The sequence below is a fragment of the Pseudomonas sp. 43NM1 genome, assembly GCF_002836905.1.
GTDB lineage: Bacteria > Pseudomonadota > Gammaproteobacteria > Pseudomonadales > Pseudomonadaceae > Aquipseudomonas > Aquipseudomonas prosekii.
This window is the reverse complement of the sequence record NZ_MKGS01000191.1, coordinates 1-26769: the sequence shown is the minus strand read 5'-3', so window position 1 is coordinate 26769 and position 26769 is coordinate 1. Positions and strand designations below refer to the sequence as shown.

Here is a 26769-nt window from a genome sequence, read left to right as displayed (position 1 = left end):
CGTTACTGACGGCGAACGAAGTGATCACCCAGGTGCCCTGCTCCGAACTCACGCCAAGGTTGCCGGAAATCGTCGGCAACGCGACGTTGGCGATGGTCGTGTCGAGCACTTGCATGAAAGTCGCCAGCGACAGCCCGATGGTACTGAGCAGCAGGCTGGGCGGGGTGAAAGACGCGTTATTGCTCATCGCGAATCCTTTGAAACGGGGTGTGCGCGGTGTCTGTTAAAGACACCGCTGCCCTTGCAGGAGCAAAGCTTTGCTCCCACCGGGTTGGTGTGGTTACGAATCAGCGCTTGGCGGTCTTGCTGGCCGCCGCACTGTTGTCGTGGATCAACTGCGTGATCATCGCGTCCGCCTCGGCCAATTGACGGTCGTAGACGTTAGTGCTGAACGAAGCCTTTTGCGGCGGCTGTTGCGCCAACACCGGGCCGCTCTGGTCGTGCAGGTTGACTTCAACCTGGGTCGACAGGCCCACGCGCAACGGGTGTTTGGCCAGCTCTTCGGCGTTGATGTGAATCCGCACTGGCACCCGCTGGACGATTTTGATCCAGTTACCGGTGGCGTTCTGCGCCGGCAACAGGGCAAACGCGCTGCCGGTCCCGGCGCCGAGGCTGTCGATGGTGCCGCTGTACTTCACGTCGCTGCCGTACAGGTCAGCCTCGATGTCCACCGGTTGGCCAATGCGCATGTCGCGCAGTTGGGTTTCCTTGAAGTTGGCGTCGATCCACAACTGATCCAGCGGAATCACCGCCATCAGCGCCGTGCCCGGCTGAACCCGCTGACCGAGTTGCACCGAACGCTTGGCAACATAACCGGTGACCGGCGCAATCAAGGTGCTGCGGGAATTGTTCAGGTAGGCCTGACGCAGTTGCGCGGCGGCCGACATCACGTCCGGGTGCGACGAAACCACCGTGTCATCGACCAGCGCGCTGGTGGTTTTCAGTTGTTGCTGGGCGTTGGCCAAGGCGTTTTGCGCCGAGGTCAGGTCGTCGCGAGCGTGGGACAGTTCTTCCTGGGAAATCGCCCCGCCGGCGGCGAGATTCTTCCGACGGCTGAAGTTATCCTGAGCCTTTTGCACGTTCGCGTGTTGTGCGTTGACCTGGGCTTTCATGCCATCGACGTTGCTGTACAAGCCGCGCACTTGGCGCACGGTGCGGGCCAGATTGGCCTGGGCACTTTGCAAACTGACTTGCGCGTCGTTCGGGTCGAAGTTGACCAGCACCTGGCCTTCGTGGACCAGATCGCCATCGTCGGCGCCGATGCTGACCACGGTGCCGGTGACCAGCGGGGTGATTTCCACCACGTTGCCATTCACGTAGGCGTCGTCGGTGCTTTCATTCCAGCGACCGTAGAGTTCGTGATAAGCCCAGACGCCGAGGCCGGCGAGGATTACCAGAACCGCCAGCACGGTCAGCATGATTTTGCGTTTGCGCGGGTTGCTGGTGTCTTGCGCGTTGTCGGGAGCTTTGGTTGTTTCGGCAGTGGCCATGACAAATACCTTGAATTAGTTGTTCAGCTTGGCTGGAGCTGGGTTGGCCGAGGCGAAGGTTTCAGTCTGGAAACCACCGCCCAGCGCCTGCATCAGTTGGATCGACAGGTCGATCTGCTCGGCATTCAGGCTGGCCAACTGACGCTGGGCCTGGAGCAATTGCTGTTCGATGCTGAGCACGTCGAGGTAATTGCCGATGCCGGATCCGTAGCGCTCGACCACGGTGTTGTAAGAATTCTGAGCAATCCCGGTGGCGTGTTGCTGGGCGCCGATCTGCCGGCCGATATCGCGCAACTGGTTGATCGTGTCGCTGACATCACCGAGGGCCCTGACCAGGCTTTTGTTGTACTGCGCGACCGCGAGGTCATAGTCGGCATCGCGCGCATCGAGGTTGGCGCGCAGGCGCCCACCGTCGAAAATCGGCACCGAAAGGGTCGGGGCAATGTTGAAAAAGCGACTCGCCGAACCGAACATCGCGTCGCCCAACAGCGACTCGGCGCCCGCAGCGGCGCTGAGGTTGAGGTTGGGGTAGAACTGGGTTTTGCTCGCGTCGATATCTTTGCTCGCCGCTTCGACCCGCCAGCGCGCCGCGACCAGATCCGGGCGACGACCGAGCAATTCGGCCGGCAGCACCGACGGCAATGCCACGGCGCTGGCCTGGAGAATCTTCGGCCGGGCGATTTCGTTGCCGCGGTCCGGGCCTTTGCCGAGCAGCACGGCCAAAGCGATTCTGGCGCTGTTCAAACGTTTTTCAGCGTCGATCAGGCTGGCCTGGGAACTGGCTTCGAGGCTTTCGGTTTGCTGGAACTGGTACTGACTGTCGATCCCCGAACTCAAGCGCCGCTGGCTCAGATCAAGCATTTGCCGGGTGCGTTTGAGGTCTTCGGCGGCGAGGTCATAAACGATGTGCGCCTGCCCCAGATCGCTATAGGCGCGGGCAACGTCGGCGGCCAGGGTCAGTTGCGCAGCCTGACGATCGACTTCGGCGGCACGCGCCTCGCCCAATGCGGCTTCCCAGGCGTCACGCTGACCGCCCCAGAGGTCGAAGTTGTAATTGAAACCGGCGCTGACGTTACGCACGGTGGCGTAAGCATCGCCCTGCCCCCGCGGGTCCTGGTCCTTGGCCAGACGTGAACGGCTGATGCCGGCGCTGGCGTCGAGCGTCGGCATGCGCGCGGCATCGGCGGCATACGCTGCGGCACTGGCCTGATGGGCACGGGCGGCGGCAATTTGCATGTCGGGGCTGTCGTGCAAGGCTTCGCGGATCAAGCCGTCGAGCTGAGGGTCGCCGAGGCTTTTCCACCAGTTGCTTTTCGGCCAGGCCGCTGGCGAAAGGGTCACGCCGGTCAGCGATTGCCCGGCCTTGAGGGTTTTTGCGTCGAGGCTTTGGCCTTCGGTGTCGAGGCCGCTGTAGTTGGCGCAACCGGCCAGGACCATCGCCGACAGCACCAGGCTCAGGCCGGTACGCAGGGTTTTACTGCTCATTTGTCACCTACCCGCAGCAGCGTGATGGGATCACCCGCCGCTACCAAAATTTTCTTCAGGATCTGTTCCAGGGTGCTCAACTCTTGCGGGGTGATGGCCCCGGCCAACTCATTCATCGCGTCGGCGCCGATGTCCGGCAGGCGGTCGGCCAACTGCTGGCCTTGCGCGGTCAGCACCAGTTGCACCTGACGGCGATCAGCTTCGGAGCGTTGGCGGGCGAGGAAGTTTTTCTGCTCCAGACGATCAAGCATGCGTGTCATCGAACCACTGTCGAGCGACAGGTGCCGGCACAGCTCGGCCGGCGTATCGACGCCGAACTGGGCCATGATGATCAGCACTTTGAACTGCGCGGCGGTGATGCCGTGCGGCTCCATGTGCGTATCAATGATCCGGTCCTTGAGCAGCGCCGCGCGCCCGATCAAGAGGCCGAGATGGCAATGCTTGAATTGTTCCGGGGTGAAATGCTTCATCTGTCCACCAATTAGCTGCCTAGGCAGAGAATGTATGTCGAGATGTTACTGCCTAGGCAGCGAATGTCAACGTAATAGTTAGGAAGCTTTGTAATTGGCGGATAAATGGCAACGTGACTGATCGTTCCCACACTCTGCGTGGGAATGCAGCCAGTAACGCTTTGCGTCACCATTCAAGAGCGGAACGCGGAGCGTCCCAAGAGGCATTCCCACGCAGAGCGTGGGAACATCGGGCAGGGGCTGTAACGGACGGGCTTTAGAAATCCCGCTTGTAGAAGATATCCAGTGAGCTGGCGACGCCGCTGGCGACTTCGACGTAGACTTTTTTGCTCAGTTTGTAGCGCAGGGCAATGGTGCTTGCCGGCTCAAACACGCCGACGCCGTAACGCAGACTGAGTTTCTCGGAGATATTGCCGCTGGCGACCACGCTGGTGTTGTCGCCGCTGCCTTGGGTATCGAGTTGGAAATCCTGAATCCCCAAGTCCTTGGCCAAACCGCTGGTGACCCCGGCGCTGCCCATCAAGCCCAAGCCCAGGGCCGCTTGCGCGAGCATGTTGTTGTCTTCGCCGCTGGTGCTTAACGGACGCCCGAGCACCAGATAAGAGAGGGCCTGCTCCTGGCTCATCGCCGGTTCGGAGAAGATCTGCGTGGTTGGCTGCTCGGCGCTGCCGCTCAAGCGAATACCGGCAATCACGTCATCCGTCTGGCGAATCGCCTCGATGTCCAGATAGGGCTGATCCAGCGGCCCGGCAAACAGCAACCGCGCCCGGCGCACCGTCAGGCGCTGGCCATACGCACGGTAACGACCGTCGTTGAGCCAGAGCTCGCCGCGCGTGTCCATGTTGTCGCCGATGTGCACATGACCTTGCAGATTCGCGGTCAAGCCGAACCCGGCGAAGCTCAGTTTGTCATCGCCGACCACCACGTCGATGTCCATTTTCATCGCCACCGGTGGCTTGCCTTCTTCGGTTTGCGCGCCAACGATCACCGTGTCATCCGAGACCTTGACCGTCGAGGGCGGCAATTCGCGCACGGTGATTTCACCGCGCGGCACCTGCACTTTGCCGGCAATCGCCAGCTCATCGCCCTTCATCGAAATCTTCAGGTCCGGCGCCACTTCAAGCTTGGCGTAGGGCTCGACGGTCACCGGCAATTGCGAGCCTTTCAGCGCCAGGTCAACGACCAGCGCCTGACCCCAGGCAATATTGCCGTTCAAACTGCCCTGCCCGTTCTTGCCGCTTTTCCAGCCACCGTTCAACTGCACGGTTTCACCGGCAATCAATGCCTGGACTTTTAAATCCTGCAACTCCATTGGCAGTTCCGGCCCGGACACTTCGCCGTCGCTGAGCATCAGGTTGCCGTTGACCAGCGGCGCCGTCAGCCCGCCAGACAACGTGCCGCTGCCATTCAAGCGGCCGTTGATCTTCTCGACCATCGGCAAAAACGGCCGAGCCACCGACAGGTCAAGGCCATTGAGGCGGAACGAGCCGGTCAACGGTTTGTTCGCCGGCAGCGGGTTGATCTGCGCTTGCACCATCAACTCACCGAGCTTGCCGCCGACGAAATTGAGGTCGGTGTCGATGCGCTTGGGCGTGAGTTTGCTGGTGAGTTTCAGCGTCTGGTACGGGAAGTCCAGCCACTGATCCTTGTCTTTCATGCGCAACGTGCCGCCGCTGGCGTCGACGCTGATCTGGCCGTTCGGGCCGCTGGCCGGCAAGTCGAGCTGCAGGTCGGCGTTGAGTTTGCCCTTCCAGGCAAAATCCTTGGGCAACCATTGCGCAAGACTGTCGATCGGGAATTGCTTGAGGTGATAACGCAGCTTCGGCTCTGGCATCAGGCGCTGGTCTTCGCCACACAAACTGGCCTGACCGGACATCCAGCAATGCGCGCCGAAGTTGATTTTGCCGTCCGCCAGGCGTTCAAGCTTCGCCGGCCCTTGAAGCCGCCAATCCTGACCGCCGGCCTGAATATCGCCGCTGGCCAGGCGACCACGCCAGTTGCCCTGATCCAGCGCGCCGTCGAGGCCCAACGCCAATTTCAGCTTCGGTCCTTGCAGGTCGAGGGCCAGTTGCTGCTTTTTGATGTCGCCCTGACCGCTGGCGGTCAGCGTGCCCAGATTGGTTTCGCCGGCCTGAATGCCGCTGCCCTTGAGATCAATCTTTGCCCGTTGCGCGCTGTCCAGCGTGGCGTCGAGATTGAGGCTTTGCAGGCGATTGTCGGCAAATGCCAATTGCGAACCTTGCAAGCCAAGCTTGCCCTGCGGCGCTTTGAGCGTGCCAGCGACATCGACTCTGCCGTTGAGCTGACCGCGCAGCTGCGGCCAGAGCTGGGCGAGGCGCGGCATCTTGATGTCGATCTGCCCGGCAAGTTTTTGCTGCAGGCTGCCCTTGCCGTTGATGCTGTTGTCGCCGAGGCGAATCTGCAGCGCGTTCAAATTCCACTGCTCGCCAGCGCCGTCAGCCTTGGCTTGAATCACCGCCGGTTGCCCGCGCAGTTTGCCTTTCAGATCGAGGTCGGCGCTGAGGCTGAGCTGCTGGTTTTTCATCTCGCCCTTACTGCGCAACGGCCCGGCCAGCGTGCCCGGTAACTCCGCCATCCAGTACGCAGGGTTGAGCGCCGACAAATCCAGCGCAGTGTCCCAGGCAATGCCGTCGGCGAATTGCAGGTTCAGGTGACCTTGAGCCTTGCCCTGCCCGGCTTCAAGGGACAGCTGCTGCAGATAGATTTTTGTCAGGTCGCCGGCGAATGGGCTGGTCAGGCTGAACGCCCCGGCCGGGCCATCCAGCGCGGCTTTGAAGTTGCCGAGGTATTTGCCATCGGTGTAGGAAACTTCGCCATTAAAGCTGCGTAGCGCCACTTGCGGCTCGTCGATCAGCGGATAGAGGCGATGCCACGGGAAGTCCAGCCAGTCGATTTTCGCCTGAGCCGTGAGGCCTTTGCTCCAGTCGAGGTTGCCGGTGAGTTTCAGACTTTGCTTGTCGTTGGCCGTGAGGTCGAGGCCGGCGATCTGCGCGCCATTAGCGTCGACCTTGCCCTGCAACAACAGCGCCACCGGGCCTTTTTCGGCCGGCAACGTGGCTTTGCCGAGCAATTGATAACCGTTTTTCAGGTCGCCAACACCGGTCAATTCCAGCTGATTGAGTTGCAGCGTGTCGGGCAGATCAGCGGCGGGTTTGAAGCCGTCAGCGGTGATGCGCACCTTGGCCGGCAGGTTTTCCACCAGCGGTTGCAACTCGCCGGTCAGTTGTCCATTGAGGTAACCGCTGCTGTCGGCCTTCAAGTTGAGGGTTTTCAGCAAGTCGCCGTCAACCTTGAGGTCGAGCGTCCACGGCGCGGGCGTGGCCATTGTCAGCTTGCCGGCGGCGGTCAGCGGCCAGTTGCCGCTGGGTTTGAGCAGCCCGGACAGGTTCAGGCTGAGGTCGTCGCGCTGCAATTGCACCGAGTCGATCTGCAAACCCTGAGTCGTCCAGTGCGCGGCCAGTTGCAAACCCTTGAGTTCCTCGCTGCCATTGAACAGCAGGCTGCCGACCTTGACGTCGCCCAGCTCGATGGCCAGCGGCAAATCCAGATCCGGCAGGCTGATCGGGCCGCTGCTTTCTTCATCGGCGCCCGGCGGCAATTGCAGGCTGACTTGATCGGCCTGCAACTGGTCGATGCACAAGGTCATGCGCGTCAGGCACAACGGCGACCAGGCGAAAATCACTTTGCTCAGCTCGACTCGGCTAGTGTCTTGCTGCCACAGCAGATGATCGGCGCTCCACTGCCCGGCCAATCGACCCTGGAAATTGTCCACGCTCAAACCCGGCACCCAGCCGAGCGCCCAGCGGCTGCCCGTGGCGGTGCCGAGCACAATGGCCACGGCCAGCACGCTCAGCAATAGCAGCGAAGCAATCACCGCCAGGGATATTTTCAAACCACGCTTCACAGCTCAGGCCCCATGGAAAAGTGCAAGCGAATGCCGCCGTCGTCGTCCAGCGCATGGGCGAGGTCGAGGCGAATCGGCCCCACCGGTGACACCCAGCGCACGCCTATACCGACGCCGGTCTTGAGGTTCGGCAGTTCGAGTGTATTAAAGGAGTTGCCCTGATCGACGAACGTCGCGACGCGCCATTTCTCGGCAACCGAATACTGATACTCGACGCTGCCGGCGATCATGTAGCGGCCACCGATGCGGTCGCCGTCGGAGTTTTCCGGGGACAGGCTCTGGTAGTCGTAACCGCGCACACTCTGATCGCCACCGGCGAAGAAGCGCAGCGACGGCGGTACGGATTTGTAACCGTTGGTGGCGCTGCCGCCGACCTGCACCCGACCGAGCAAACGGTGTTTGTCGAACACCGTGGTCAAGCCTTTGACCAGCGCGGTGCCGTACAACAGATTGGTGTCCGAACCGAGCCCTTCCTTGGCGACTTTGGTTTCGAAGGTCAGGCGATAACCGTTGTGCGGATCGATGCGGTTGTCGCTTTTCAGGTACGAATAACTGACGCCGGGCATCAGCAAGGTGCTCAGGCCCGAGTCATCGCCGAGGGTGTATTCCTCGCGTTGCCACTTCAGCGAAATCACTCGCTGCCAGCCGCTCGGCAGCTTGCTGTGCCACTCGGGCCCGAGGGTCAGCAGCTTGCTCAGGGAATCGGTGTCGGCGATTTCTTCATATTGATAACCGGCGGCCCAGCGCAATTTGTCGGTCAGTGGCGGGTCCAGTGGAATGTCGTAAAACACCCCGACGTTCTGCCGTGGCGCCGACAGCTCGGCTTCCCAGCCATAACTGTGGCCTTGCGGATTGACCCAGTGGCGCGTCCAGTTGGCTTTGATGCGCGGGCCGACGTCGGTCGAATAACCAAGACCGAGGCCCATGGTGCGCGGCTTGCGCGTGTCGAGTTTGACCGCAACCGGAATCACGTCGTCCTTGGACGCGGTAGGTGCCGCATCGACGCGCACGCCTTCGAAATAGCCGCTCGATTGCAGCGCCTGATTGAGCTCGGCGATCAGTTCGGAATCGTAAGGCGCACCTTCCTTGAACGGCACCATGCGTTGCAGCAGGTCTTCGTCAAACGGCGTGTCGCCTTCAAACGTCACTTTGCCCAACGCGTAACGCGGGCCGCTGTCGTAGATCAGTTCGACATCGGCAACCCCGGCGCGCGGGTCGACCAGCAGTTTTTGGCTGGTAAAGCGGCCACTGAAGAAACCGAAGCGCGAAGCCTGATTCTGGATCAGCCGCTTGGCGTCTTCGTAATGGCCGTGATTGAGCACCGCACCGGGCTTGAGCAGTTCCGGTGGCGGTTTGCGAAAGGACTTCAGCGCGCCGGCCGCGCCGTCGATGCGCACCGTGACGTTGCGCAAATGAATCGGTTCGCCGGGGTCGATATTCAGGGTCAGGCGCGGGTTCTTGCCGCCCTTCACTTCGCTGTCGATCTGCGGCTGGTAATAACCCAAGGCCTGGGCGGCCTTGCACGCCTGTTCCTCGGCACCCCGACTGAAGCGCAGCAACGCTTCCTCGTCACGATCGCCGAGGCTGCCGATATAGCCCTCTATATTGGCTTTCAGTTCATCGTTGGACGGTTTGATCCGCACAGCCAATTCACTTTGCGCCAGCGCCGTGCAGCTGGATAACAGCATGAGCACGCCACTGGTAAATCTTCCTGGAAACTTCATAGGCGCGGATGCTATCACGAGCTTGGGAGCGTGATAGAGCCTGCTGTGCCGGTAAAGTTCGACCTCTATGCCGTTGCTGTTTGCAAGACCTGCGGATTGGCGTGAAAAAACACGTGCTCGCGGATCGGTCCTACGGCCACTTCGCCGATTTCCTCATAACCCTGTCGCTTGTAGAACTCGAGATAACGAGGGTTTCCGGTGTCGAGGACTACACCCTGAGAGTGTTCATCGACCGCACACCAGTTGTGCACCGCTTGTAACAGTTGCTCACCAAAATGTTGGCCCTGGAACTGCGGATGAATCCCCAGCAACGGCAACACGTGGACCGAATCGGTCGGCACGCAGGCGGTCACCGCATCGTGGTATTCGAGGTAACGTCGAGTGCAGCGGAAACCGGTGCTGAGTACCATGCGCAGGCGCCAGGCCCAACTTTCGGTGATGCCCAGGCGCCGTTGCGGCGGCGCGATCAGGGCAATCCCGATCAAACGGTCGTTGACCAACAGGCCGATGGCCGGCAAGTCCTGCAGGAAATGTTGCTTGACCAGTTCACGCACAGTGGCGCGGACCCGCTGTTCATAGCCGGGGCGCTCGGCTTCGAACAGATAACCGAAAGTCGGTTCGTGGCGGTAAGCCTGGTACAGCAAGGAGCGCGCTTCGCGGGAATAGCCGCTGTCGAGCATGTGAATATCGGCAATGGCAGTCGAGGTTTCAGGCATATCGGTATTTCTCCCCGGGGCGCCGTTCAAACGACGGCACTCTTCTGGTTACGAGCCTACAGCGCTGGCACAGTTCCGTGCTGATCCGAATCAGCGTCAGCGCTGATGACGCCATCGCGAGCAGGCTCGCTCCCACATGGTATAGCCGATAATCCTGAGGGTGCGAGATTGCTCGCGAAGGGGCCAGTTCTGCCAACAGATCTTCTGCGGCAAAAGGCGAATCCCCCTACCCCGACACTGGCCCCATTCCTACATGTCAGCTAGCATCGCCCTTTTTCCCAGGACTGCCGACCATGAAGATCGTCTCCTTCAACATCAACGGGCTGCGTGCTCGCCCGCATCAGCTGGCGGCGCTGATTGAAAAGCATCAACCGGACGTCATCGGCCTGCAGGAAACCAAGGTCCACGACGACCAGTTCCCGTTGGCAGAGGTCCAGGCCCTTGGCTACCACGTGTATTTCCACGGGCAAAAAGGCCATTACGGCGTCGCCCTGCTCTCGCGCAAGGAGCCGATTGCCCTGCACAAAGGTTTCGTCACCGATGAAGAAGACGCGCAGCGGCGCTTTATCTGGGGCACGTTCGAAGACGCGAATGGCCTGCCAGTGACGATCATGAACGGCTATTTCCCGCAGGGCGAAAGCCGCGACCACCCAACCAAATTCCCCGCCAAGCAGCGTTTCTACAACGATTTGCAGCACCTGCTGGAAAGCCAGTTCAGCAATGATCAGCCGGTTGTGGTGATGGGCGACGTGAATATTTCCCCGGAAGACTGCGACATCGGCATCGGCGCCGACAACATGAAGCGCTGGCTGAAAACCGGAAAATGCAGCTTCCTGCCGGAAGAGCGCGAGTGGATGGCCCGCCTGAAAAACTGGGGCCTGGTGGACAGCTTCCGTCACTTGAACCCGGACGTCGCCGACCGTTTCAGCTGGTTCGACTACCGCAGCCGTGGTTTTGAAGACGAGCCGAAGCGTGGACTGCGGATCGACGTGATCATGGCCTCGCACGGTTTGTTGCCGCGCGTGAAGGATGCAGGCGTCGATTACGATTTGCGCGCAATGGAAAAACCCTCGGACCATGCGCCGATCTGGCTTGAATTGAGCTGATCCCGCACGAATTCACGCAAATCCCTTCTGGGAGCGAGCTTGCTCGCGATGACGGTCTTGCATTCAACATCTATGTTGAAGCTGCTGACGTCATCGCGAGCAAGCTCGCTCCCACAGGGTTCTCTGTCATCTGGCTGAAATCTTACTGACTTATTCTCCCGGCACTTTCCTTGTCCTCTATAAGGTGCCGGCATGACCCTGCGCGTGTTGTTCCTGATGCTGCTCTGCGCCGGCCTGCCATTTACGGCGGCGGCCGATGTCTTGCCGATCGCCGAAAACGGCCCGGCGCTGCGCATTCAGGGCTCCAACACCATCGGCGCGGCGCTCGGCCCGGCGCTGGTCGAAGGCTTGCTACGCGAACAAGGCCTGCTCAAAGTCCATCGCGAAACCTCGGACACAACCAACGAACAACGGGTGATCGGGCAAACGTCGGACGGTCGGCGAGTAGTCGTCGAAGTCGCGGCGCACGGCTCGAGCACTGGTTTCACTTCTTTGAAAAACGCCTCGGCCGACCTCGCGGCCTCATCGCGCCCGATCAAGGACAACGAATTGGCGCAGCTCAAATCCCTCGGCGACCTGAAAAGCCCCGGTGCCGAGCAAGTGATTGCCATCGATGGATTGGCAATCATCCTGCACCCGCAAAACCCGTTGAATCAGCTCAGCACCGAACAACTCGCGCGGATCTTCAGTGGCGAGGCCCAGACGTGGGAAGACATCGGCGGCGTCGGTGGGAAAATTCATCTGTACGCGCGGGATGATCAGTCGGGCACGTACGACACCTTCAAGGAAATTGTCCTCAGCGGCCGAGGGAAAACGCTGAGCAAAACGGCGCAACGTTTCGAGTCCAGCGAACAATTATCCGACGCGGTCAGCCTCGATCGGCAAGGCATCGGTTTTATCGGCCTGCCTTATGTGCGTCAGGCCAAAGCCGTGGCGATTGCCGATGGTCAGTCGCAAGCCATGTTGCCGCTGAACAGTTTGATCGCGACCGAGGACTATCCGCTGTCCCGGCGGTTGTTTTTTTATCTGCCGCCGAATGGCAAAAATCCCTGGGCCGAGGCGTTGGTGGCGTTTGCGCAAAGCAGCCAGGGCCAGGCGATTGTCGCGACCAACGGTTTTATCGCGCAAACCGTGCAGGCGATGGCGGTGACGCCGAACGCGCTGATGCCTGAGGGTTATCAGGCGTTAAGTCGACATGCGCAGCGTTTGACCGTGAATTTTCGCTTTGAGGAAGGCAGTGCGACGCTGGATAACAAGGCGCGGCAAGACCTGTCGCGGGTACTCGCCTATATAAAGCAGCACGGCAAGCGCAATCGCGAGGTGACGCTGGTGGGATTTGGCGACGCCAAAAGCGATCCGGCGCGCGCTGATCTGCTGTCGAAGTTGCGGGCGATGGCGGTACGCCGGGAGTTGGCGAAAAACGGCGTGGTGTTCCGCGAAATTCGCGGTTTTGGCGCCGAGATGCCGGTGGCGGCAAACAGCGCGGATGAAGGCAGGATCAAAAATCGGCGGGTTGAGGTTTGGGTGTATTGATTCTGGAGGTTACTGCGTCGAGGCTTCCGACGTCATCGCGAGCAAGCTCGCTCCCACAGGGGAATGCAGTCCAAATGTAGGAACAAGCTCGCTCTCAAAGGGGAATGCATTCCAACTGTGGGAGCGAGCTTGCTCGCGATGGCTGCCAATGCGCTTTTACTGCCCGCTGCGCATCATTTCTTTCGGCACGTATTTGCCGATTTCGAATTTGCCGATCGCCGCGCGGTGCACTTCGTCCGGGCCGTCGGCCAGGCGCAGGGTGCGCTGCATGGCGTACATGTAGGCCAGCGGGAAATCATTGGAAACCCCGGCGCCGCCATGAATCTGAATCGCCCGGTCGATCACCCGCAAGGCAACATTCGGTGCGACCACTTTGATCTGCGCGATCTCGCTTTTGGCGATCTTGTTACCCACCGTGTCCATCATGTACGCGGCTTTCAACGTCAGCAGCCGCGCCATGTCGATTTCCATCCGCGAGTCGGCAATCTTGTCGATGTTCCCGCCCAGCCGTGCCAACGGTTTACCGAATGCAGTACGGCTCACCGCGCGTTTGCACATCAATTCCAGCGCGCGTTCAGCCATGCCGATTGAACGCATGCAGTGGTGAATGCGCCCTGGGCCGAGGCGACCCTGAGCAATTTCGAAGCCCCGTCCTTCGCCCAACAGGACGTTTTCGTACGGCACCCGGACATTTTCAAACAGCACTTCGGCGTGACCGTGCGGCGCGTCGTCATAACCGAACACCGGCAATGGCCGGACGATTTTCACCCCCGGTGTGTCCACCGGCACCAGAATCATCGAGTGCTGCGCATGACGCGGCGCGTCGGGATCGCTCAGGCCCATGAAAATAAGGATCTTGCAGCGCGGATCGCACGCGCCGGAGGTCCACCATTTTTTCCCGTTGATCACCCATTCGTCGCCATCACGCACAGCGCGGGCGGCCATGTTGGTGGCGTCCGAAGAAGCCACGTCAGGCTCGGTCATGGCGAACGCCGAGCGGATTTCGCCGCGCAGCAAGGGTTCGAGGTAACGCTGTTTTTGTTCTTCGTTGGCGTAACGCACCAGCACTTCCATGTTGCCGGTGTCTGGCGCCGAGCAGTTGAACGGCTCCGGGCCGAGCAGCGAGCGGCCCATGATTTCGGCGAGCGGCGCGTATTCGAGGTTGGTCAGGCCGGCGCCGAGTTCGGACTCAGGCAGAAACAAATTCCACAAGCCTTCGGACTTGGCCTTGAGTTTCAGCTCTTCCATGATTGCCGTCGGCTGCCAGCGATCGCCCTCGGCGACCTGGCGCTCGAACACGGCTTCAGCGGGATAAACGTAGGTGTCCATGAACGCGGTCACGCGCTCACGCAGTTCTTGCACCTTGGGCGAATAAGCGAAATCCATGGGCAGCTACCTTCTCTTTCAGGGAGGTTGTTTGGGGCATGCAATCGATGCTAGAACAGCGTTGATAATTTACCTAGCCTATTCTCGGCGTGTATAAACATTCATCACCGATATATGATCGGCCAATTATCAAGGGCAAAATCGCCCTGACTGCCAGCCCTGACAACACGCCAGAAAAACAAGAGAGCGCGCAATGAATCTGAGCAAGGTCGACCTCAATCTCTTTATCGTCTTCGACGCGATCTACACCGAAGCCAACCTGACGCGCGCCGGGCAAATTGTCGGCATTACCCAGCCTGCGGTTTCCAACGCCCTGGCGCGATTGCGCGAAACCTTCAACGACCCGTTATTCGTGCGTACCGCGCAAGGCATGGTGCCGACGCCGATGGCGCAAAACATCATCGGTCCGGTGCGCAACGCCCTCTCGCTGCTGCGCGTGTCGGTGCAGGAAAGCCGCATTTTCAACCCGTTACAGGCGGTGAAGACCTACCGCATCAGCATGACCGACCTCACCGAAGCAGTGATTCTGCCGCCGCTGTTTCAGCGCCTGCGACGCCTGGCGCCGACAGTGATCATCGAAAGCTTCCTGTCGAAACGCCGCGAAACCACCAAGGAACTGGCGGCCGGTCGCCTCGACTTCGCCGTGGATGCGCCGCTCAATACTGACCCGCAAGTGCGCCACGTCAAACTGATGGAAGACCGTTACGTGTGTGCGATGCGCAAGGGTCACCCCATGGCCGGCAAAGAAAAATTCAGCCTCGACGATTACCTGTCACTGACCCACATCCACATTTCCAGCCGTCGCAACGGGCTCGGGCATGTCGATCTGGCACTGGGGAAAATGGGCATTCAGCGCAAGATCGCCCTGCGTTCCCAGCATTATTTGATGGCGTCACAGGTGTTGCAGCAGACCGATATGGTCATGACGGTGCCGGAGCGCTTTGCCCGGCGGCATGAGTTGCAGGCGTTCAATCTGCCGGTCAACGATGTGCCGCCGGTGGAAACCCATTTGTACTGGCACGAAAGCACCGATCAGGACCCGGCCAACCGCTGGATGCGCGAGCAGATGATTGAGTTGTGCCAGCAGGTGACGGCGCATGAGAAAAAGCTCGATAAGGCGTAGGACGTATGACCGCGTTATCGTTTTTCGCGAGCACGCTCGCTCCCACCTTGGATTTGCGTTCACCTCGGTCCAGGGTGGGAGCGAGCTTGCTCGCGATGAGGCCCGCAAGAACCCGGAAGATCCAAGCTGCTTGACGTAAACGTCAACCTGCCATTAGCTTAGCGCCATGACTTTCTTCGAGCGCGCCCATGAGCAGCCAGACTTACAGCATTTCCGATCTCGCCCGCGAGCTCGACATCACCACCCGGGCGATTCGTTTTTATGAAGAGCAAGGCCTGCTCCGCCCCGAGCGCCGGGGCCAGGAGCGGATTTATTCGCCGCGTGACAAGGTCAGCCTGAAGCTGATTTTGCGCGGCAAGCGCATCGGTTTTTCTCTGGCCGAATGCCGTGAGTTGATCGAACTCTACGACCCCACCGGCGGCAATCAGAAACAGTTGCAAACCATGCTCAGCAAAATCGCCGAACGCCGCGAACAGCTTGAGCAGCAGATGCTCGACATCGAACAGATGAAACTCGAACTCGACACCGCGCAAGAGCGCTGCACCCAGGCGCTGGAACAGACGATCAAGAGCCAGCAACCGATTCAATAAACACTGCAAATCCCCTGTAGAAGTAAAGCTTGCTCGCGATAGCGTCAGGTCAGTCGACATCGATGTTGCATGACCTACCGCTATCGCGAGCAAGCTTTGCTCCTACAAGGGTTATCTGAACCATTAAAAGGTCCATCGCCATGTCCCTCCCCACCCACGTACGCCTGGTCGAAGTCGGCCCTCGCGACGGTCTGCAAAACGAAGCTCAGCCCATCAGCGTCGCGGACAAGGTGCGGCTGGTCGATGCCTTGAGCGCCGCCGGTCTCGGCTATATAGAAGTCGGCAGTTTCGTCTCGCCGAAATGGGTGCCGCAAATGGCCGGTTCCGCCGATGTCTTCGCGCAGATCCAGCGCAAGCCCGGCGTAACCTACGGCGCCCTGGCCCCGAACCTGCGCGGGTTTGAAGACGCGATCGCCGCCGGGGTCAAGGAAGTCGCGGTGTTCGCCGCGGCTTCCGAGGCGTTCTCGCAGCGCAATATCAATTGCTCGATCAGCGAAAGCCTCGCGCGGTTCGTGCCGATCATGCAAGCGGCCAAGCAACACGGCGTCAGCGTGCGCGGTTACGTTTCCTGCGTGTTGGGCTGCCCATATGAAGGCGCGGTCGCGCCGGAACAGGTCGCGATGGTCGCCCGCGAGCTCTACGCGATGGGCTGCTACGAGGTTTCGCTGGGCGACACCATCGGCACCGGCACCGCGGGGGCAACGCGGAAAATGTTCGAGGTGGTTTCAGCCGAGGTGCCGCGAGACAAACTGGCCGGGCATTTTCACGACACTTATGGCCAGGCCATGGCCAATATCTACGCGAGCCTGCTGGAAGGCATTGCGGTGTTCGACAGCTCTATCGCCGGCCTCGGCGGCTGCCCGTATGCCAAAGGCGCGAGCGGTAACGTTGCGACCGAGGACGTTGTGTACCTGCTCAACGGCCTCGGCATCGACACAGGAATCGACTTGGACGCCCTGATTCTGGCGGGCCAACAGATTTCCAGCGTGCTCGGACGCCCCACCGGTTCACGCGTGGCCAAGGCGCGTAGCGCGCAGTAAACGCGCAAATGAGTCCGGGTGTTACCGCAACCGCGTTTGTGCGGGGATAAACGAGTAACACGGAAACAAATTGTCAGCTTTGAACGCAGTGCAAAATCCTGATAAATCACAAGACGTTGATTTTAAAGGTATTTTTAAAGTTGGCACGGCTTCTGCTATCTCTATGGCATAACAAGAATAAAAAGCAGCAAACCAATAAAAATAAGACGAAACGACTCTGACATAACAAGAACAACACGGCAGAGACGCAGCTAACAGATTTTTTTGGAGAGGATGTGCTTTTCAGGGTGCTTTTCGGAGTAACCCGCAACCGGGCAGAGAACAATAAAACTACCTTCAGGTAGCTCCCGAACTGGTTGGATCGCTCGGCGAAAAAGCAGATCAGCGCTCAAAAAAATACGTTTGCTCTTGATCCCGGATGGGGATCGACAAGAAAAGCGGTAAAGGGCCACGGTTGCTAAAAACAACAACAGACCGACCCTCAATAATAAAAAAAGAGCACGCGCAACGACAAATTAAAGGGGAGCCTCGGCTCCCCTTTGTGCTTTCTGCGATTCACCGACGACACCTGCTTCTGTAGGAGCGAGGCTTGCCCGCGAAGGCAACGCCACGATCCCACAGAAAACCTGTGGGAGCCGAGCTTGCTCGCGATGGCGTCAGCCCGGCCACCATCAATGCTGGATGACAGGCCGCCATCGCGGGCAAGCCTTGCTCCTACAGGATCTCCAGCAAGTTGCAGGCTCTTGCCAAAACACCTAACCCAACCCTGTGGGAGCTAAGCTTGCTCGCGATGGCGTCAGCCCGGCCAACATCAATGCTGGATGACAGGCCGCCATCGCGGGCAAGCCTTGCTCCTACGGTATCGCTTTGAGCTCCTCGATACTGATCTCGCGCATGCGGAATTTCTGGATCTTGCCGGTCACTGTCATCGGGAATTCCTCGACGAACTTGAAGTAGCGCGGCGTCTTGAAGTGCGCGATGCGTGACTTGCACCAGGTTTTCAACTCTTCATCGGTAGCGCTGTGGCCGGGATGAAACTTGACCCACGCGACAATCTCCTCGCCGTAACGCGAACACGGAATGCCGATCACCTGCACGTCCGCCACCGCCGGATGCGTGAAGAAAAACTCCTCCAGCTCCCGCGGATAAACGTTTTCCCCGCCACGGATGATCATGTCTTTGTTGCGTCCGGCGATGCACACGTAACCCTCGTCATTCATGCTCGCCAGATCGCCAGTGTGCATCCAGCCGGCCTCATCGATGGCTTCCGCCGTGCCGTGCGGATTGTTCCAGTAACCGAGCATCACGCTGTAACCGCGCGTGCACAGCTCGCCGATGGTGCCGCGCGGCACCAGGTTGCCGGCCTCGTCGATGATCTTGTTTTCCAGTTGCGGCTGAGTACGGCCGACCGTGGTCACGCGCAATTCCAGTTCGTCGGCAGGACCGGTCTGTAGTGACACCGGACTGGTTTCCGTCATGCCGTAGGCAATCTGCACTTCGCTCATGTGCATTTCCTTGATGACCCGGCGCATCACTTCAATCGGGCACGTCGCCCCGGCCATGATCCCGGTGCGCAGGGTCGACAGGTCGAATTCGCTGCGTTGCGGCTGATCGAGCATGGCGATGAACATGGTCGGCACGCCGTACAGCGCGGTGGCTTTTTCTTCGGCCACGGTGCTCAGGGTCAATAAAGGATCAAAGGCATCGCTGGGGTAAATCATTGTGCTGCCGTGGGTGATGCAGCCGAGATTGCCCATGACCATGCCGAAGCAGTGATAGAGCGGCACCGGAATGACCAGCCGATCAGCAGCAGTCAGGCCCAGGCTTTCGCCGACCATGTAACCGTTATTGAGAATGTTGTAGTGACTGAGGGTCGCGCCTTTGGGGAAACCGGTGGTGCCGGAGGTGTACTGGATATTCACCGGTTGATCGAAATGCAGACTCCTCTGGCGCTCATCGAGATGTTCGGCAGTGACGCTGGCGGCGAGATCGGCCAGTTGCGTCCACGGCAGAAAACCCAAGGGCGGGCGAGCGTCGAGGCTGATGACGCCGCGCAACTCCGGCAGGCGTTCGCTGTGCAATTGACCGATGGATTGCTCCGCCAATTCGGGCACCAGGCCTTGCAACATCGCGTGATAGTCGGAGGTCTTGAACGCCCCGGCGCAGACCAGCCATTGGCAGCCGGATTGTTTCAACACGTATTCGAGTTCGGAACTGCGGTAGGCCGGGTTGATGTTGACCAGGATCACCCCGAGCTTCGCGCTGGCGAACTGGCTGATGCACCATTGCGCGCAATTCGGCGCCCAGATCCCGAGGCGGTCGCCGGCCTGCAGGCCCAGCGCCAGCAGCGCCCTCGCGTGCAGGTCGACGGTATCGGCCAATTGCTGCCAGGTGTAGCGCAACTGTTGATGCCGCACGACCAGCGCTTCTCCGTCCGGGAACTGCCCGACGGTGTTGTCGAAGGCCTCGCCGATGGTCATCGCCAGCAAGGCTTTTTCCTGAGAACCACGCGTGTAGCTGCGGGCCGTGCTGGGAATGACGCTGCGCTGCGGGTTTGCTCTGGGTTGATCCATGACGACCCCTATTGTCTTTATTGATGGGTTGCCGACGGTCACTTGCGGGACTGCATTTGTGGCGAGGGGGCTTGCCCCCGTTGGGATGCGAAGCAGCCCCAAAATTTCCGATGCACCAAAGATTTTGTGAGTGCCACGCACTCAAACGGGGGCAAGCCCCCTCGCCACAGATCCCACAGGGATGGTCCGCTTTTCAATCTTGAACGGCCCTACTCTCGCTCAAGTTGACGTTAACGTAAAGGATGATTGACAGTCATCTGCCGCAGGCTTACGTTAACGTAAAGGTGAGAGCCGATTCACTGCCCTCCCCAACCGACAAAAAAGCCAAAAGGTGACCCATGAGCTACCCATCCCTGAACTTCGCCCTCGGTGAAACCATCGACATGCTGCGCGATCAGGTTCAGTCCTTCGTTGCCAAGGAGATCGCTCCGCGTGCGGCGCAGATCGACATCGACAACCTGTTTCCCGCTGACCTGTGGCGTAAATTCGGGGACATGGGCCTGCTCGGCGTCACCGTCCCGGAAGAGTACGGCGGCGCTGGCCTGGGTTACCTGGCGCACGTGGTGATCATGGAAGAAATCAGCCGGGGTTCGGCCTCGGTGGCGCTGTCCTACGGCGCGCATTCCAACCTCTGCGTCAATCAGATCAACCGCAATGGTAACCACGAGCAGAAAACCAAATACCTGCCCAAGCTGATCAGCGGCGAACACGTCGGCGCCCTCGCCATGAGCGAGCCGAACGCCGGTTCCGATGTGGTTTCGATGAAGCTGCGCGCCGACAAACGCGGCGATAAATACGTGCTCAACGGCAGCAAAACCTGGATCACCAACGGCCCCGACGCCAACACCTACGTGATCTACGCCAAGACTGACCTGGAAAAAGGCCCGCACGGCATCACTGCTTTCATCGTCGAACGCGATTCGCCGGGCTTCAGCCGCAGCAACAAATTCGACAAGCTCGGCATGCGTGGTTCGAACACTTGCGAACTGTTTTTCGACGACGTCGAAGTGCCGGAAGAAAACATCCTCGGCGTGCTCAATGGCGGCGTGAAAGTGCTGATGAGCGGCCTCGATTACGAGCGCGTCGTGCTCTCCGGCGGCCCGACCGGGATCATGCAGGCATGCATGGACCTGATCGTGCCGTACATCCACGACCGCAAACAGTTCGGCCAAAGCATCGGCGAATTCCAGCTGATCCAGGGCAAAGTCGCCGACATGTACACCCAACTCAACGCCAGCCGCGCCTACCTGTATGCGGTCGCGCAAGCCTGCGAACGTGGCGAAACCACGCGCAAAGACGCCGCAGGGGTGATCCTCTACAGCGCCGAACGCGCCACGCAAATGGCCCTCGACGCGATCCAGATTCTCGGCGGCAACGGCTACATCAACGAATTCCCCGCCGGACGTTTGTTGCGCGACGCCAAGCTGTACGAAATCGGCGCCGGCACCAGTGAGATCCGTCGCATGCTGATCGGTCGCGAACTGTTCAACGAAACCCGCTAACGGAGCTGTCCATGGCTATCCTGCATACCCAGCTCAACCCGCGTTCAGCGGAGTTTGCGGCCAACAGCGCGACGATGCTCAAACAGGTCGACGCCCTGCACACCCTGCTCGCCCAAGTGCAGCAAGGTGGTGGCCCGAAGGCGCAAGAACGGCACACCTCGCGCGGCAAATTGCTGCCGCGTGAGCGCATCAACCGGCTGCTCGATCCGGGTTCGCCGTTCCTCGAAATCAGCCAACTGGCGGCCTACGAAGTGTATGGCGAAGAGGTTCCGGCGGCGGGCGTGATTGCCGGAATCGGCCGCGTCGAAGGCGTCGAATGCATGATCGTCGCCAACGATGCGACGGTAAAAGGTGGCTCGTACTATCCGTTGACCGTGAAAAAACACCTGCGCGCCCAGACCATCGCCCAGCAAAACCGCCTGCCGTGCATCTATCTGGTGGATTCCGGCGGCGCCAATTTGCCGCGTCAGGATGAAGTGTTCCCGGACCGCGAGCACTTCGGCCGGATCTTTTTCAACCAGGCCAACATGAGCGCCATGGGCATTCCGCAGATTGCCGTGGTCATGGGCTCGTGCACCGCTGGCGGCGCTTATGTGCCGGCAATGGCCGACGAAGCGATCATGGTGCGCCAGCAAGCGACGATTTTCCTCGCCGGCCCGCCGCTGGTAAAAGCCGCGACCGGCGAAGTGGTCAGCGCCGAGGATCTTGGCGGCGCCGATGTGCATTGCAAGATTTCCGGGGTCGCCGACCACTACGCCGACAGCGATGAACACGCCTTGGCCATCGCCCGCCGCAGTGTCGCCAACCTCAACTGGCGCAAGCTCGGCGAGCTGCAGCAACGCACGCCGATTGCACCGCTGTACGCCAGCGATGAGTTGTATGGCGTGGTTTCGGCCGACGCCAAACAGCCATTCGACGTGCGCGAAGTCATCGCGCGACTGGTCGACGGTTCGGTGTTCGACGAATTCAAAGCGCTGTTCGGGACCACGTTGGTCTGCGGCTTTTCCCACCTGCACGGTTACCCGATCGCGATCCTCGCCAACAACGGCATCCTCTTCGCCGAAGCCGCGCAAAAAGGCGCGCACTTCATTGAACTGGCCTGCCAGCGCGGAATTCCGCTGCTGTTTTTGCAGAACATCACCGGGTTCATGGTCGGGCAGAAATACGAGGCCGGCGGCATTGCCAAGCACGGCGCCAAACTGGTGACCGCCGTGGCCTGCGCCAAAGTGCCGAAATTCACCGTGATCATCGGCGGCAGCTTCGGCGCCGGTAACTACGGCATGTGCGGCCGCGCCTACGATCCACGGTTCCTGTGGATGTGGCCGAACGCGCGGATCGGCGTGATGGGCGCCGAGCAAGCGGCGGGCGTGCTGGTGCAGGTCAAACGCGAGCAGGCCGAACGCAGTGGCCAGGCGTTCAGCGCCGAGCAGGAGGCGCAGATCAAACAGCCGATCCTCGACCAATATGAAGAGCAAGGCCATCCGTATTATTCCAGCGCGCGCTTGTGGGACGACGGCGTCATTGACCCGGCGCAGACCCGCGACGTGCTGGCGCTGGCCTTGTCCGCGTCGCTGAACGCGCCAATCGAACCGAGCCGCTTCGGCGTGTTCCGGATGTGATTTGTGGGAGCAGGCTTGTGTGGCGAGGGGGCTTGCCCCCGTCGATTGCAAGGCAATCGCAGCGCAAGCAATCCCACAAATGAGATGAGTTGTGGAGACGGATAAAAATGAGCGACTTCAACACCCTCGAACTGCTGACCGACCCACGGGGTTTCGCCACCCTGTGGCTCAGCCGTGAAGAAAAGAACAACGCCTTCAACGCCGAAATGATCCGCGAACTGATCCTCGCGCTGGACAAGGTTGGCGGCGATGCGAGCCTGCGTTTCCTGCTGGTTCGCGGACGCGGCAAGCATTTCAGCGCTGGCGCCGACCTGGCCTGGATGCAGCAATCGGCCGAGCTCGATTACCACACCAACCTCGACGACGCGCGCGAACTCGCGGAGCTGATGTACAACCTCGCCAAACTGAAAATCCCCACGCTGGCCGTGGTGCAAGGCGCGGCCTATGGCGGCGCGCTGGGCTTGATCAGTTGCTGCGACATGGCGATTGGCGCCGATGACGCGCAGTTCTGCCTGTCGGAAGTGCGCATTGGCTTGGCGCCAGCGGTGATCAGCCCGTTCGTCGTACAAGCCATCGGCGAGCGTGCGGCGCGGCGTTATGCGCTGACCGCTGAACGTTTCGGCGGGCAACGGGCGCGGGAAATCGGTTTGCTGGCAGAGAGTTATCCGCTCGCCGAACTGGACCAGAAGGTCGAGCAATGGATCGACAACCTGCTGCTCAACAGCCCGGCGGCAATGCGCACGAGCAAGGATTTACTGCGCGAAGTCGGCCACGGTGCGCTGACGCCGGCGCTGCGCCGCTACACCGAAAACGCGATCGCGCGGATTCGGGTCAGCCCTGAAGGTCAGGAAGGTCTGCGCGCCTTTCTGCAAAAACGTCCGCCGAACTGGCAAGCCGAATCCACCAAGGAGCCGCGTTGATGAGCGCACCTGTTCTCACCACCCTGCTGGTGGCCAACCGCGGCGAAATTGCCTGCCGCGTGATGCGCACTGCCAAAGCCCTGGGCCTGACCACCGTTGCCGTGCACAGCGCCACCGACCGCGACGCCCGGCACAGCCGCGAGGCGGATATCCGCGTCGACCTCGGCGGCAGCAAGGCTGCCGAGAGCTATTTGCAGATCGATAAACTGATCTCTGCGGCCAAGGCCAGTGGCGCTCAGGCGATTCATCCGGGTTACGGCTTTCTCTCGGAAAACGCCGAATTTGCCCGCGCCATCGAAGCCGCCGGGCTGATTTTCCTCGGCCCGCCCGCCTCGGCCATCGACGCCATGGGCAGCAAATCCGCGGCCAAAGCCTTGATGGAAACGGCCGGCGTGCCACTGGTGCCGGGCTATCACGGCGAAGCTCAGGACCTCGACACCTTCCGCGACGCCTGCGAGCGCATCGGTTATCCGGTGTTGCTCAAAGCCACGGCGGGCGGCGGCGGCAAAGGCATGAAAGTGGTCGAGGACGTCAGCCAACTGGCCGAAGCCCTGGCCTCGGCGCAACGTGAAGCGAAATCGTCATTTGGCGATTCGCGAATGTTGGTCGAGAAGTATCTGCTCAAGCCGCGCCACGTCGAAATTCAGGTGTTTGCCGACCAACACGGCCACTGCCTGTACCTGAATGAACGCGATTGCTCAATCCAGCGCCGCCATCAGAAAGTCGTCGAAGAAGCACCGGCGCCAGGCTTGAGCGCGGAATTGCGGCGGGCGATGGGCGAAGCGGCGGTGCGTTCGGCGCAGGCGATTGGTTACGTCGGCGCCGGCACCGTCGAGTTCTTGCTGGATTCGCGCGGCGAGTTCTTCTTCATGGAAATGAACACGCGCCTGCAAGTCGAGCACCCGGTGACCGAAGCAATCACCGGCCTCGATCTGGTGGCGTGGCAGATTCGCGTGGCGCGCGGTGAAGCGTTGCCGATGACCCAGGCTGAAGTGCCGCTGATCGGGCATGCCATCGAAGTGCGGCTGTACGCCGAAGATCCGGGCAATGACTTTTTACCGGCGACCGGACGGCTGGAGTTGTACCGCGAGTCGGCCGCTGGGCCGGGGCGCCGGGTGGACAGCGGGGTTGAGGAAGGTGACGAGATTTCGCCGTTCTATGACCCGATGCTCGGCAAACTGATCGCGTGGGGCGAGGACCGTGAACAGGCGCGCCTGCGCTTGTTGAGCATGCTCGATGAGTTTGCGATTGGCGGGCTGAGGACCAACATCAACTTCCTGCGGCGGATCATCGCTCATCCGGCGTTTGCTGCGGCAGAGCTGGATACCGGGTTTATCCCGCGTTATCAGGAGCAATTGCTGCCGGCGCCCGCCGAGCTCAGCGACCCATTCTGGCAAGCGGCGGCACAAGCGTTCGCGCAAGGTCAGCCATCGCTGACGCGCAGCGACGATCCGGGTTCGCCGTGGGCGATCAACAGTGGTTTTCGCTCAGGACTGCCGAAAGAAATCAGCGTGCATTTGAGTTGCGAAGGTCAGGATCGCGCGTTGACTCTGGACGAGGTGAGCAACGCACAGATCAGCGGCGAACAGTTGCTGATCGACGATAACGGCGTGCGTCGCCAGCATCGGGCGATCCGCCGCGGCGACAGTTTGTATCTGCAATGGCAAGGCGAATTGCGTCGGGTAGAGGCTTACGATCCGATCGCAGCGGTTGAATCCAGCCACAGCCATCAGGGCGGTCTGACCGCGCCAATGAACGGCAGCATTGTCCGGGTGTTGGTCGAGGCCGGGCAAACGGTCGAAGCCGGGGCGCAATTGGTGGTGCTCGAAGCGATGAAAATGGAGCACAGCATTCGTGCGCCACATGCCGGGGTGATCAAGGCGTTGTATTGCCAGGAAGGCGAGATGGTCAGCGAAGGCAGCGCATTGGTCGAGCTGGAAGAAGGGTGAAATGGAGATCGGTCCTGCGCATCACCTTGCGCGGACCGATCTGATCAGAATTTTGCGGTTGCCTGAACCACTACGCCGATAATTCGGCAATCCTCGGTAAACAAGGCTTTCGGGTAGGTGGGATTGAGCGGGACCAGGTAACGCTGGCCGCCCTCTTCCATCAGTTTGCGAAAGGTCGCCTCGTCGGTGTCCGGCCACTGCGCGATCACCAGTTTGCCGGGCTCCGGAACGATGGCCGGGTCGACCAGAATCATCATCCCTTCGGCAACACTGAAACCACTGGGCGCGGTCATCGCGTCACCGACTACCGAGAGCCAGAACGCCGGGCCCTGCGCGTGATAGTCGGTGAGCTCGTAGCGCTCGTTCTTGCGATACACCGTCAGTTCACCGTCGCGCAATTGCGCCGGCTCCCGCCAGTCGCTGACCGGGTAGCGGAAGTATGGGTTGTATTTGAGCGCCAGCGGCATCTCGTCCTCTTCCGATTCCACGCGTTCGCGGATCACCAGCGCTACTTCGAGAAAGTCCATGCCCAGCGCTTTCAACACGCGGTTCATGTTCTCGACGCCAGGGTCGCGACGTTTGTTGAGCCAGTGGCCGACGCCGCCCTGGGACATCCCGAGGCGCTCTGCGAGTATCTCTTGAGTGATTTTGAGTTCACTCATTTTGGCCTTGACCAATTCAATCCATTTATCCATGTGCGGCACGATACGTGGGGCTCTCCGACCCGCAAAACACAAGTTGTAGTATTTAAATATTCGTCACAAATACAGCACGTATTAAGATGGAATCACGGATCTGAATCTATCACGGAGTTCACCAGCATCATGACAATCCCCAGCCAGGACACGCCAGAGCAGCAAATCGACACCACATTCACCTCGCCAAAAGGCTGCGCCGCCGCGCAACGAGCGTTGGATTATTACTTGAAACCAGCTGTTTCAGAGGTGGTAATCCAGTCGCGTTTCTTCGACGTCAATCGCAATGTCAGCTGCGAGGAGGCCTTGGTGCACGCCTCGGACCTGCTGCGCTGTGCCGCTGCCACCGCGCAGGAATCGGCAGACAACCTGCAAGGCTCGCATCGCGCGTTGGCGTTTTCAGTGGTGCACATGATTGATATGGCGCAGGCCATGGTCGACCGCTCGCTGGATGGCGATCAGGAAGATTGAAGAACACGAGGTTTGACGGAGGACAGGAAAGAGTTTTCCAATCGCGCAGATAAAATGATTTGACTTGCAAACGAGAATGATTATTATTGCATGCAGCTGGTCGCGAGATCAGTCGATGGACCAGAGGACCTTAGGTCGGTCTCCTGGACTATCTCCTCATCAGGCTAATCACGGTTTTTGACCCGGCTTTTTGCCGGGTCTTTTTTTTGCCAGTTATTCTGGCTTTGGCTTCAGGCTAATGAAGACTGTAGGTGCTGCTAATTCGATGGCCGGCATCATATCAAAAGAATGTCCGTTGGCAAGAGAACCCCGCCGGCATTGGGCCAAACTAATCCCAATTAGCACTTGAGAATCAATCGCACACTCTCTAAGCTGCCTGCGCGTCATGGAGGACGCCCCCCCTCCACCCCCAATTTTTCCGCCGATTCCCCCCCTCCTTGCGTGTAAAGTAG

At 60.2% G+C, this 26769-nt stretch carries 19 protein-coding genes and 1 pseudogene; 10 read left to right on the top strand and 10 right to left on the bottom strand.

The genetic code is table 11. From position 1 onward, the window contains the following. From BI292_RS25120 to BI292_RS25090, 7 genes and pseudogenes are all read right to left on the bottom strand, one after another. Positions 1-187 (bottom strand): annotated as a pseudogene (locus BI292_RS25120) (MFS transporter); the annotation flags it as partial. Between the two features lie 100 nt (positions 188-287). Continuing rightward, positions 288-1490, bottom strand: a complete 1203-nt coding sequence (locus BI292_RS25115) for an HlyD family efflux transporter periplasmic adaptor subunit (protein WP_101209573.1) — start codon at positions 1488-1490, stop codon at positions 288-290. 15 nt (positions 1491-1505) lie between these two features. After that, positions 1506-2975, bottom strand: a complete 1470-nt coding sequence (locus tag BI292_RS25110; protein ID WP_101209572.1) for an efflux transporter outer membrane subunit — start codon at positions 2973-2975, stop codon at positions 1506-1508. Further along, a complete protein-coding gene (locus BI292_RS25105) occupies positions 2972-3445 on the bottom strand; it encodes a MarR family winged helix-turn-helix transcriptional regulator (protein ID WP_101209571.1) in 474 nt (157 codons plus the stop codon). Before BI292_RS25105 ends, BI292_RS25110 begins: the two co-directional genes overlap by 4 nt. A 256-nt stretch (positions 3446-3701) precedes the next feature. Next, positions 3702-7370 (bottom strand): translocation/assembly module TamB domain-containing protein, encoded by a 3669-nt coding sequence (locus BI292_RS25100; RefSeq protein WP_101209570.1) that lies wholly within the window; start codon positions 7368-7370, stop codon positions 3702-3704. Continuing rightward, positions 7367-9094: an autotransporter assembly complex family protein gene (locus BI292_RS25095; RefSeq protein WP_101209569.1), complete on the bottom strand. Its 1728-nt coding sequence runs from the start codon at positions 9092-9094 to the stop codon at positions 7367-7369. Before BI292_RS25095 ends, BI292_RS25100 begins: the two co-directional genes overlap by 4 nt. Before the next feature lie 65 nt (positions 9095-9159). Continuing rightward, positions 9160-9810: an N-acetyltransferase gene (locus BI292_RS25090; RefSeq protein WP_101209568.1), complete on the bottom strand. Its 651-nt coding sequence runs from the start codon at positions 9808-9810 to the stop codon at positions 9160-9162. Between the two features lie 293 nt (positions 9811-10103). Here BI292_RS25090 and xthA point away from each other — a divergent pair, with 293 nt between their 5' ends. Further along, entirely contained in the window at positions 10104-10916 is an 813-nt protein-coding gene (xthA, locus tag BI292_RS25085) for an exodeoxyribonuclease III (RefSeq protein ID WP_092270166.1), read from the top strand. Between the two features lie 192 nt (positions 10917-11108). Continuing rightward, positions 11109-12449 carry a substrate-binding domain-containing protein gene (locus tag BI292_RS25075; protein ID WP_101209567.1) on the top strand — a complete coding sequence of 447 codons (1341 nt, stop codon included), beginning with the start codon at positions 11109-11111 and terminating at the stop codon, positions 12447-12449. Positions 12450-12605: 156 nt separating this feature from the next. Here the strand turns inward: BI292_RS25075 and BI292_RS25070 are convergent, their stop codons facing one another. Next, positions 12606-13835, bottom strand: coding sequence for an acyl-CoA dehydrogenase (locus tag BI292_RS25070; protein ID WP_092270173.1), 1230 nt, complete (start codon positions 13833-13835; stop codon positions 12606-12608). Between the two features lie 193 nt (positions 13836-14028). Between BI292_RS25070 and BI292_RS25065 the strand changes: the two genes are divergently transcribed. The 3 genes from BI292_RS25065 (at position 14029) to BI292_RS25055 (ending at position 16588) form a co-directional block, all read left to right on the top strand. Beyond that, positions 14029-14958, top strand: coding sequence for a LysR family transcriptional regulator (locus BI292_RS25065; protein ID WP_092270176.1), 930 nt, complete (start codon positions 14029-14031; stop codon positions 14956-14958). Between the two features lie 188 nt (positions 14959-15146). Next, complete coding sequence (locus tag BI292_RS25060) at positions 15147-15548, top strand: MerR family DNA-binding transcriptional regulator (protein WP_101209566.1); 402 nt, start codon at positions 15147-15149, stop codon at positions 15546-15548. Positions 15549-15688: 140 nt separating this feature from the next. After that, positions 15689-16588 carry a hydroxymethylglutaryl-CoA lyase gene (locus tag BI292_RS25055; protein ID WP_092270182.1) on the top strand — a complete coding sequence of 300 codons (900 nt, stop codon included), beginning with the start codon at positions 15689-15691 and terminating at the stop codon, positions 16586-16588. A gap of 854 nt (positions 16589-17442) precedes the next feature. On the opposite strand, the gene BI292_RS25050 is transcribed toward BI292_RS25055, so the two are convergent. After that, the gene (locus tag BI292_RS25050) at positions 17443-19161 is read right to left on the bottom strand and encodes an AMP-binding protein (protein WP_101209565.1); all 1719 of its coding nucleotides are present in this window, start codon (positions 19159-19161) and stop codon (positions 17443-17445) included. Between the two features lie 338 nt (positions 19162-19499). Between BI292_RS25050 and BI292_RS25045 the strand changes: the two genes are divergently transcribed. The 4 genes from BI292_RS25045 (at position 19500) to BI292_RS25030 (ending at position 25151) form a co-directional block, all read left to right on the top strand. After that, positions 19500-20663, top strand: a complete 1164-nt coding sequence (locus BI292_RS25045; protein WP_092270188.1) for an isovaleryl-CoA dehydrogenase — start codon at positions 19500-19502, stop codon at positions 20661-20663. A gap of 11 nt (positions 20664-20674) precedes the next feature. Continuing rightward, a complete protein-coding gene (locus tag BI292_RS25040; protein ID WP_101209564.1) occupies positions 20675-22282 on the top strand; it encodes a carboxyl transferase domain-containing protein in 1608 nt (535 codons plus the stop codon). Positions 22283-22389: 107 nt separating this feature from the next. Continuing rightward, on the top strand, positions 22390-23202 hold the full coding sequence (locus BI292_RS25035; RefSeq protein WP_101209563.1) for a gamma-carboxygeranoyl-CoA hydratase: 813 nt from the start codon (positions 22390-22392) through the stop codon (positions 23200-23202). Next, positions 23202-25151, top strand: a complete 1950-nt coding sequence (locus BI292_RS25030; protein ID WP_101209562.1) for an acetyl/propionyl/methylcrotonyl-CoA carboxylase subunit alpha — start codon at positions 23202-23204, stop codon at positions 25149-25151. The genes BI292_RS25035 and BI292_RS25030 overlap by 1 nt, the downstream gene beginning before the upstream one ends. Before the next feature lie 44 nt (positions 25152-25195). On the opposite strand, the gene BI292_RS25025 is transcribed toward BI292_RS25030, so the two are convergent. After that, the gene (locus BI292_RS25025) at positions 25196-25846 is read right to left on the bottom strand and encodes a LexA family transcriptional regulator (RefSeq protein ID WP_101209561.1); all 651 of its coding nucleotides are present in this window, start codon (positions 25844-25846) and stop codon (positions 25196-25198) included. A 129-nt stretch (positions 25847-25975) separates the two neighbouring features. Between BI292_RS25025 and BI292_RS25020 the strand changes: the two genes are divergently transcribed. After that, positions 25976-26317 carry a DUF6124 family protein gene (locus BI292_RS25020; RefSeq protein ID WP_092270203.1) on the top strand — a complete coding sequence of 114 codons (342 nt, stop codon included), beginning with the start codon at positions 25976-25978 and terminating at the stop codon, positions 26315-26317. The last annotated feature ends 452 nt before the right edge of the window (positions 26318-26769 follow it).

Bases quoted from the DNA above. Each gene is read 5' to 3' on its own strand.
- BI292_RS25040 (WP_101209564.1), top strand. From the start codon at position 20,675: ATGGCTATCCTGCATACCCAGCTCAACCCGCGTTCAGCGGAGTTTGCG.
- BI292_RS25030 (WP_101209562.1), top strand. From the start codon at position 23,202: ATGAGCGCACCTGTTCTCACCACCCTGCTGGTGGCCAACCGCGGCGAA.
- BI292_RS25105 (WP_101209571.1), bottom strand. From the start codon at position 3,445: ATGAAGCATTTCACCCCGGAACAATTCAAGCATTGCCATCTCGGCCTC.
- BI292_RS25055 (WP_092270182.1), top strand. From the start codon at position 15,689: ATGTCCCTCCCCACCCACGTACGCCTGGTCGAAGTCGGCCCTCGCGAC.
- BI292_RS25035 (WP_101209563.1), top strand. From the start codon at position 22,390: ATGAGCGACTTCAACACCCTCGAACTGCTGACCGACCCACGGGGTTTC.
- BI292_RS25090 (WP_101209568.1), bottom strand. From the start codon at position 9,810: ATGCCTGAAACCTCGACTGCCATTGCCGATATTCACATGCTCGACAGC.
- BI292_RS25050 (WP_101209565.1), bottom strand. From the start codon at position 19,161: ATGGATCAACCCAGAGCAAACCCGCAGCGCAGCGTCATTCCCAGCACG.
- BI292_RS25045 (WP_092270188.1), top strand. From the start codon at position 19,500: ATGAGCTACCCATCCCTGAACTTCGCCCTCGGTGAAACCATCGACATG.
- BI292_RS25115 (WP_101209573.1), bottom strand. From the start codon at position 1,490: ATGGCCACTGCCGAAACAACCAAAGCTCCCGACAACGCGCAAGACACC.
- BI292_RS25025 (WP_101209561.1), bottom strand. From the start codon at position 25,846: ATGGATAAATGGATTGAATTGGTCAAGGCCAAAATGAGTGAACTCAAA.
- BI292_RS25070 (WP_092270173.1), bottom strand. From the start codon at position 13,835: ATGGATTTCGCTTATTCGCCCAAGGTGCAAGAACTGCGTGAGCGCGTG.
- BI292_RS25065 (WP_092270176.1), top strand. From the start codon at position 14,029: ATGAATCTGAGCAAGGTCGACCTCAATCTCTTTATCGTCTTCGACGCG.
- BI292_RS25095 (WP_101209569.1), bottom strand. From the start codon at position 9,094: ATGAAGTTTCCAGGAAGATTTACCAGTGGCGTGCTCATGCTGTTATCC.
- BI292_RS25075 (WP_101209567.1), top strand. From the start codon at position 11,109: ATGACCCTGCGCGTGTTGTTCCTGATGCTGCTCTGCGCCGGCCTGCCA.
- BI292_RS25110 (WP_101209572.1), bottom strand. From the start codon at position 2,975: ATGAGCAGTAAAACCCTGCGTACCGGCCTGAGCCTGGTGCTGTCGGCG.
- BI292_RS25060 (WP_101209566.1), top strand. From the start codon at position 15,147: ATGAGCAGCCAGACTTACAGCATTTCCGATCTCGCCCGCGAGCTCGAC.
- xthA (WP_092270166.1), top strand. From the start codon at position 10,104: ATGAAGATCGTCTCCTTCAACATCAACGGGCTGCGTGCTCGCCCGCAT.
- BI292_RS25020 (WP_092270203.1), top strand. From the start codon at position 25,976: ATGACAATCCCCAGCCAGGACACGCCAGAGCAGCAAATCGACACCACA.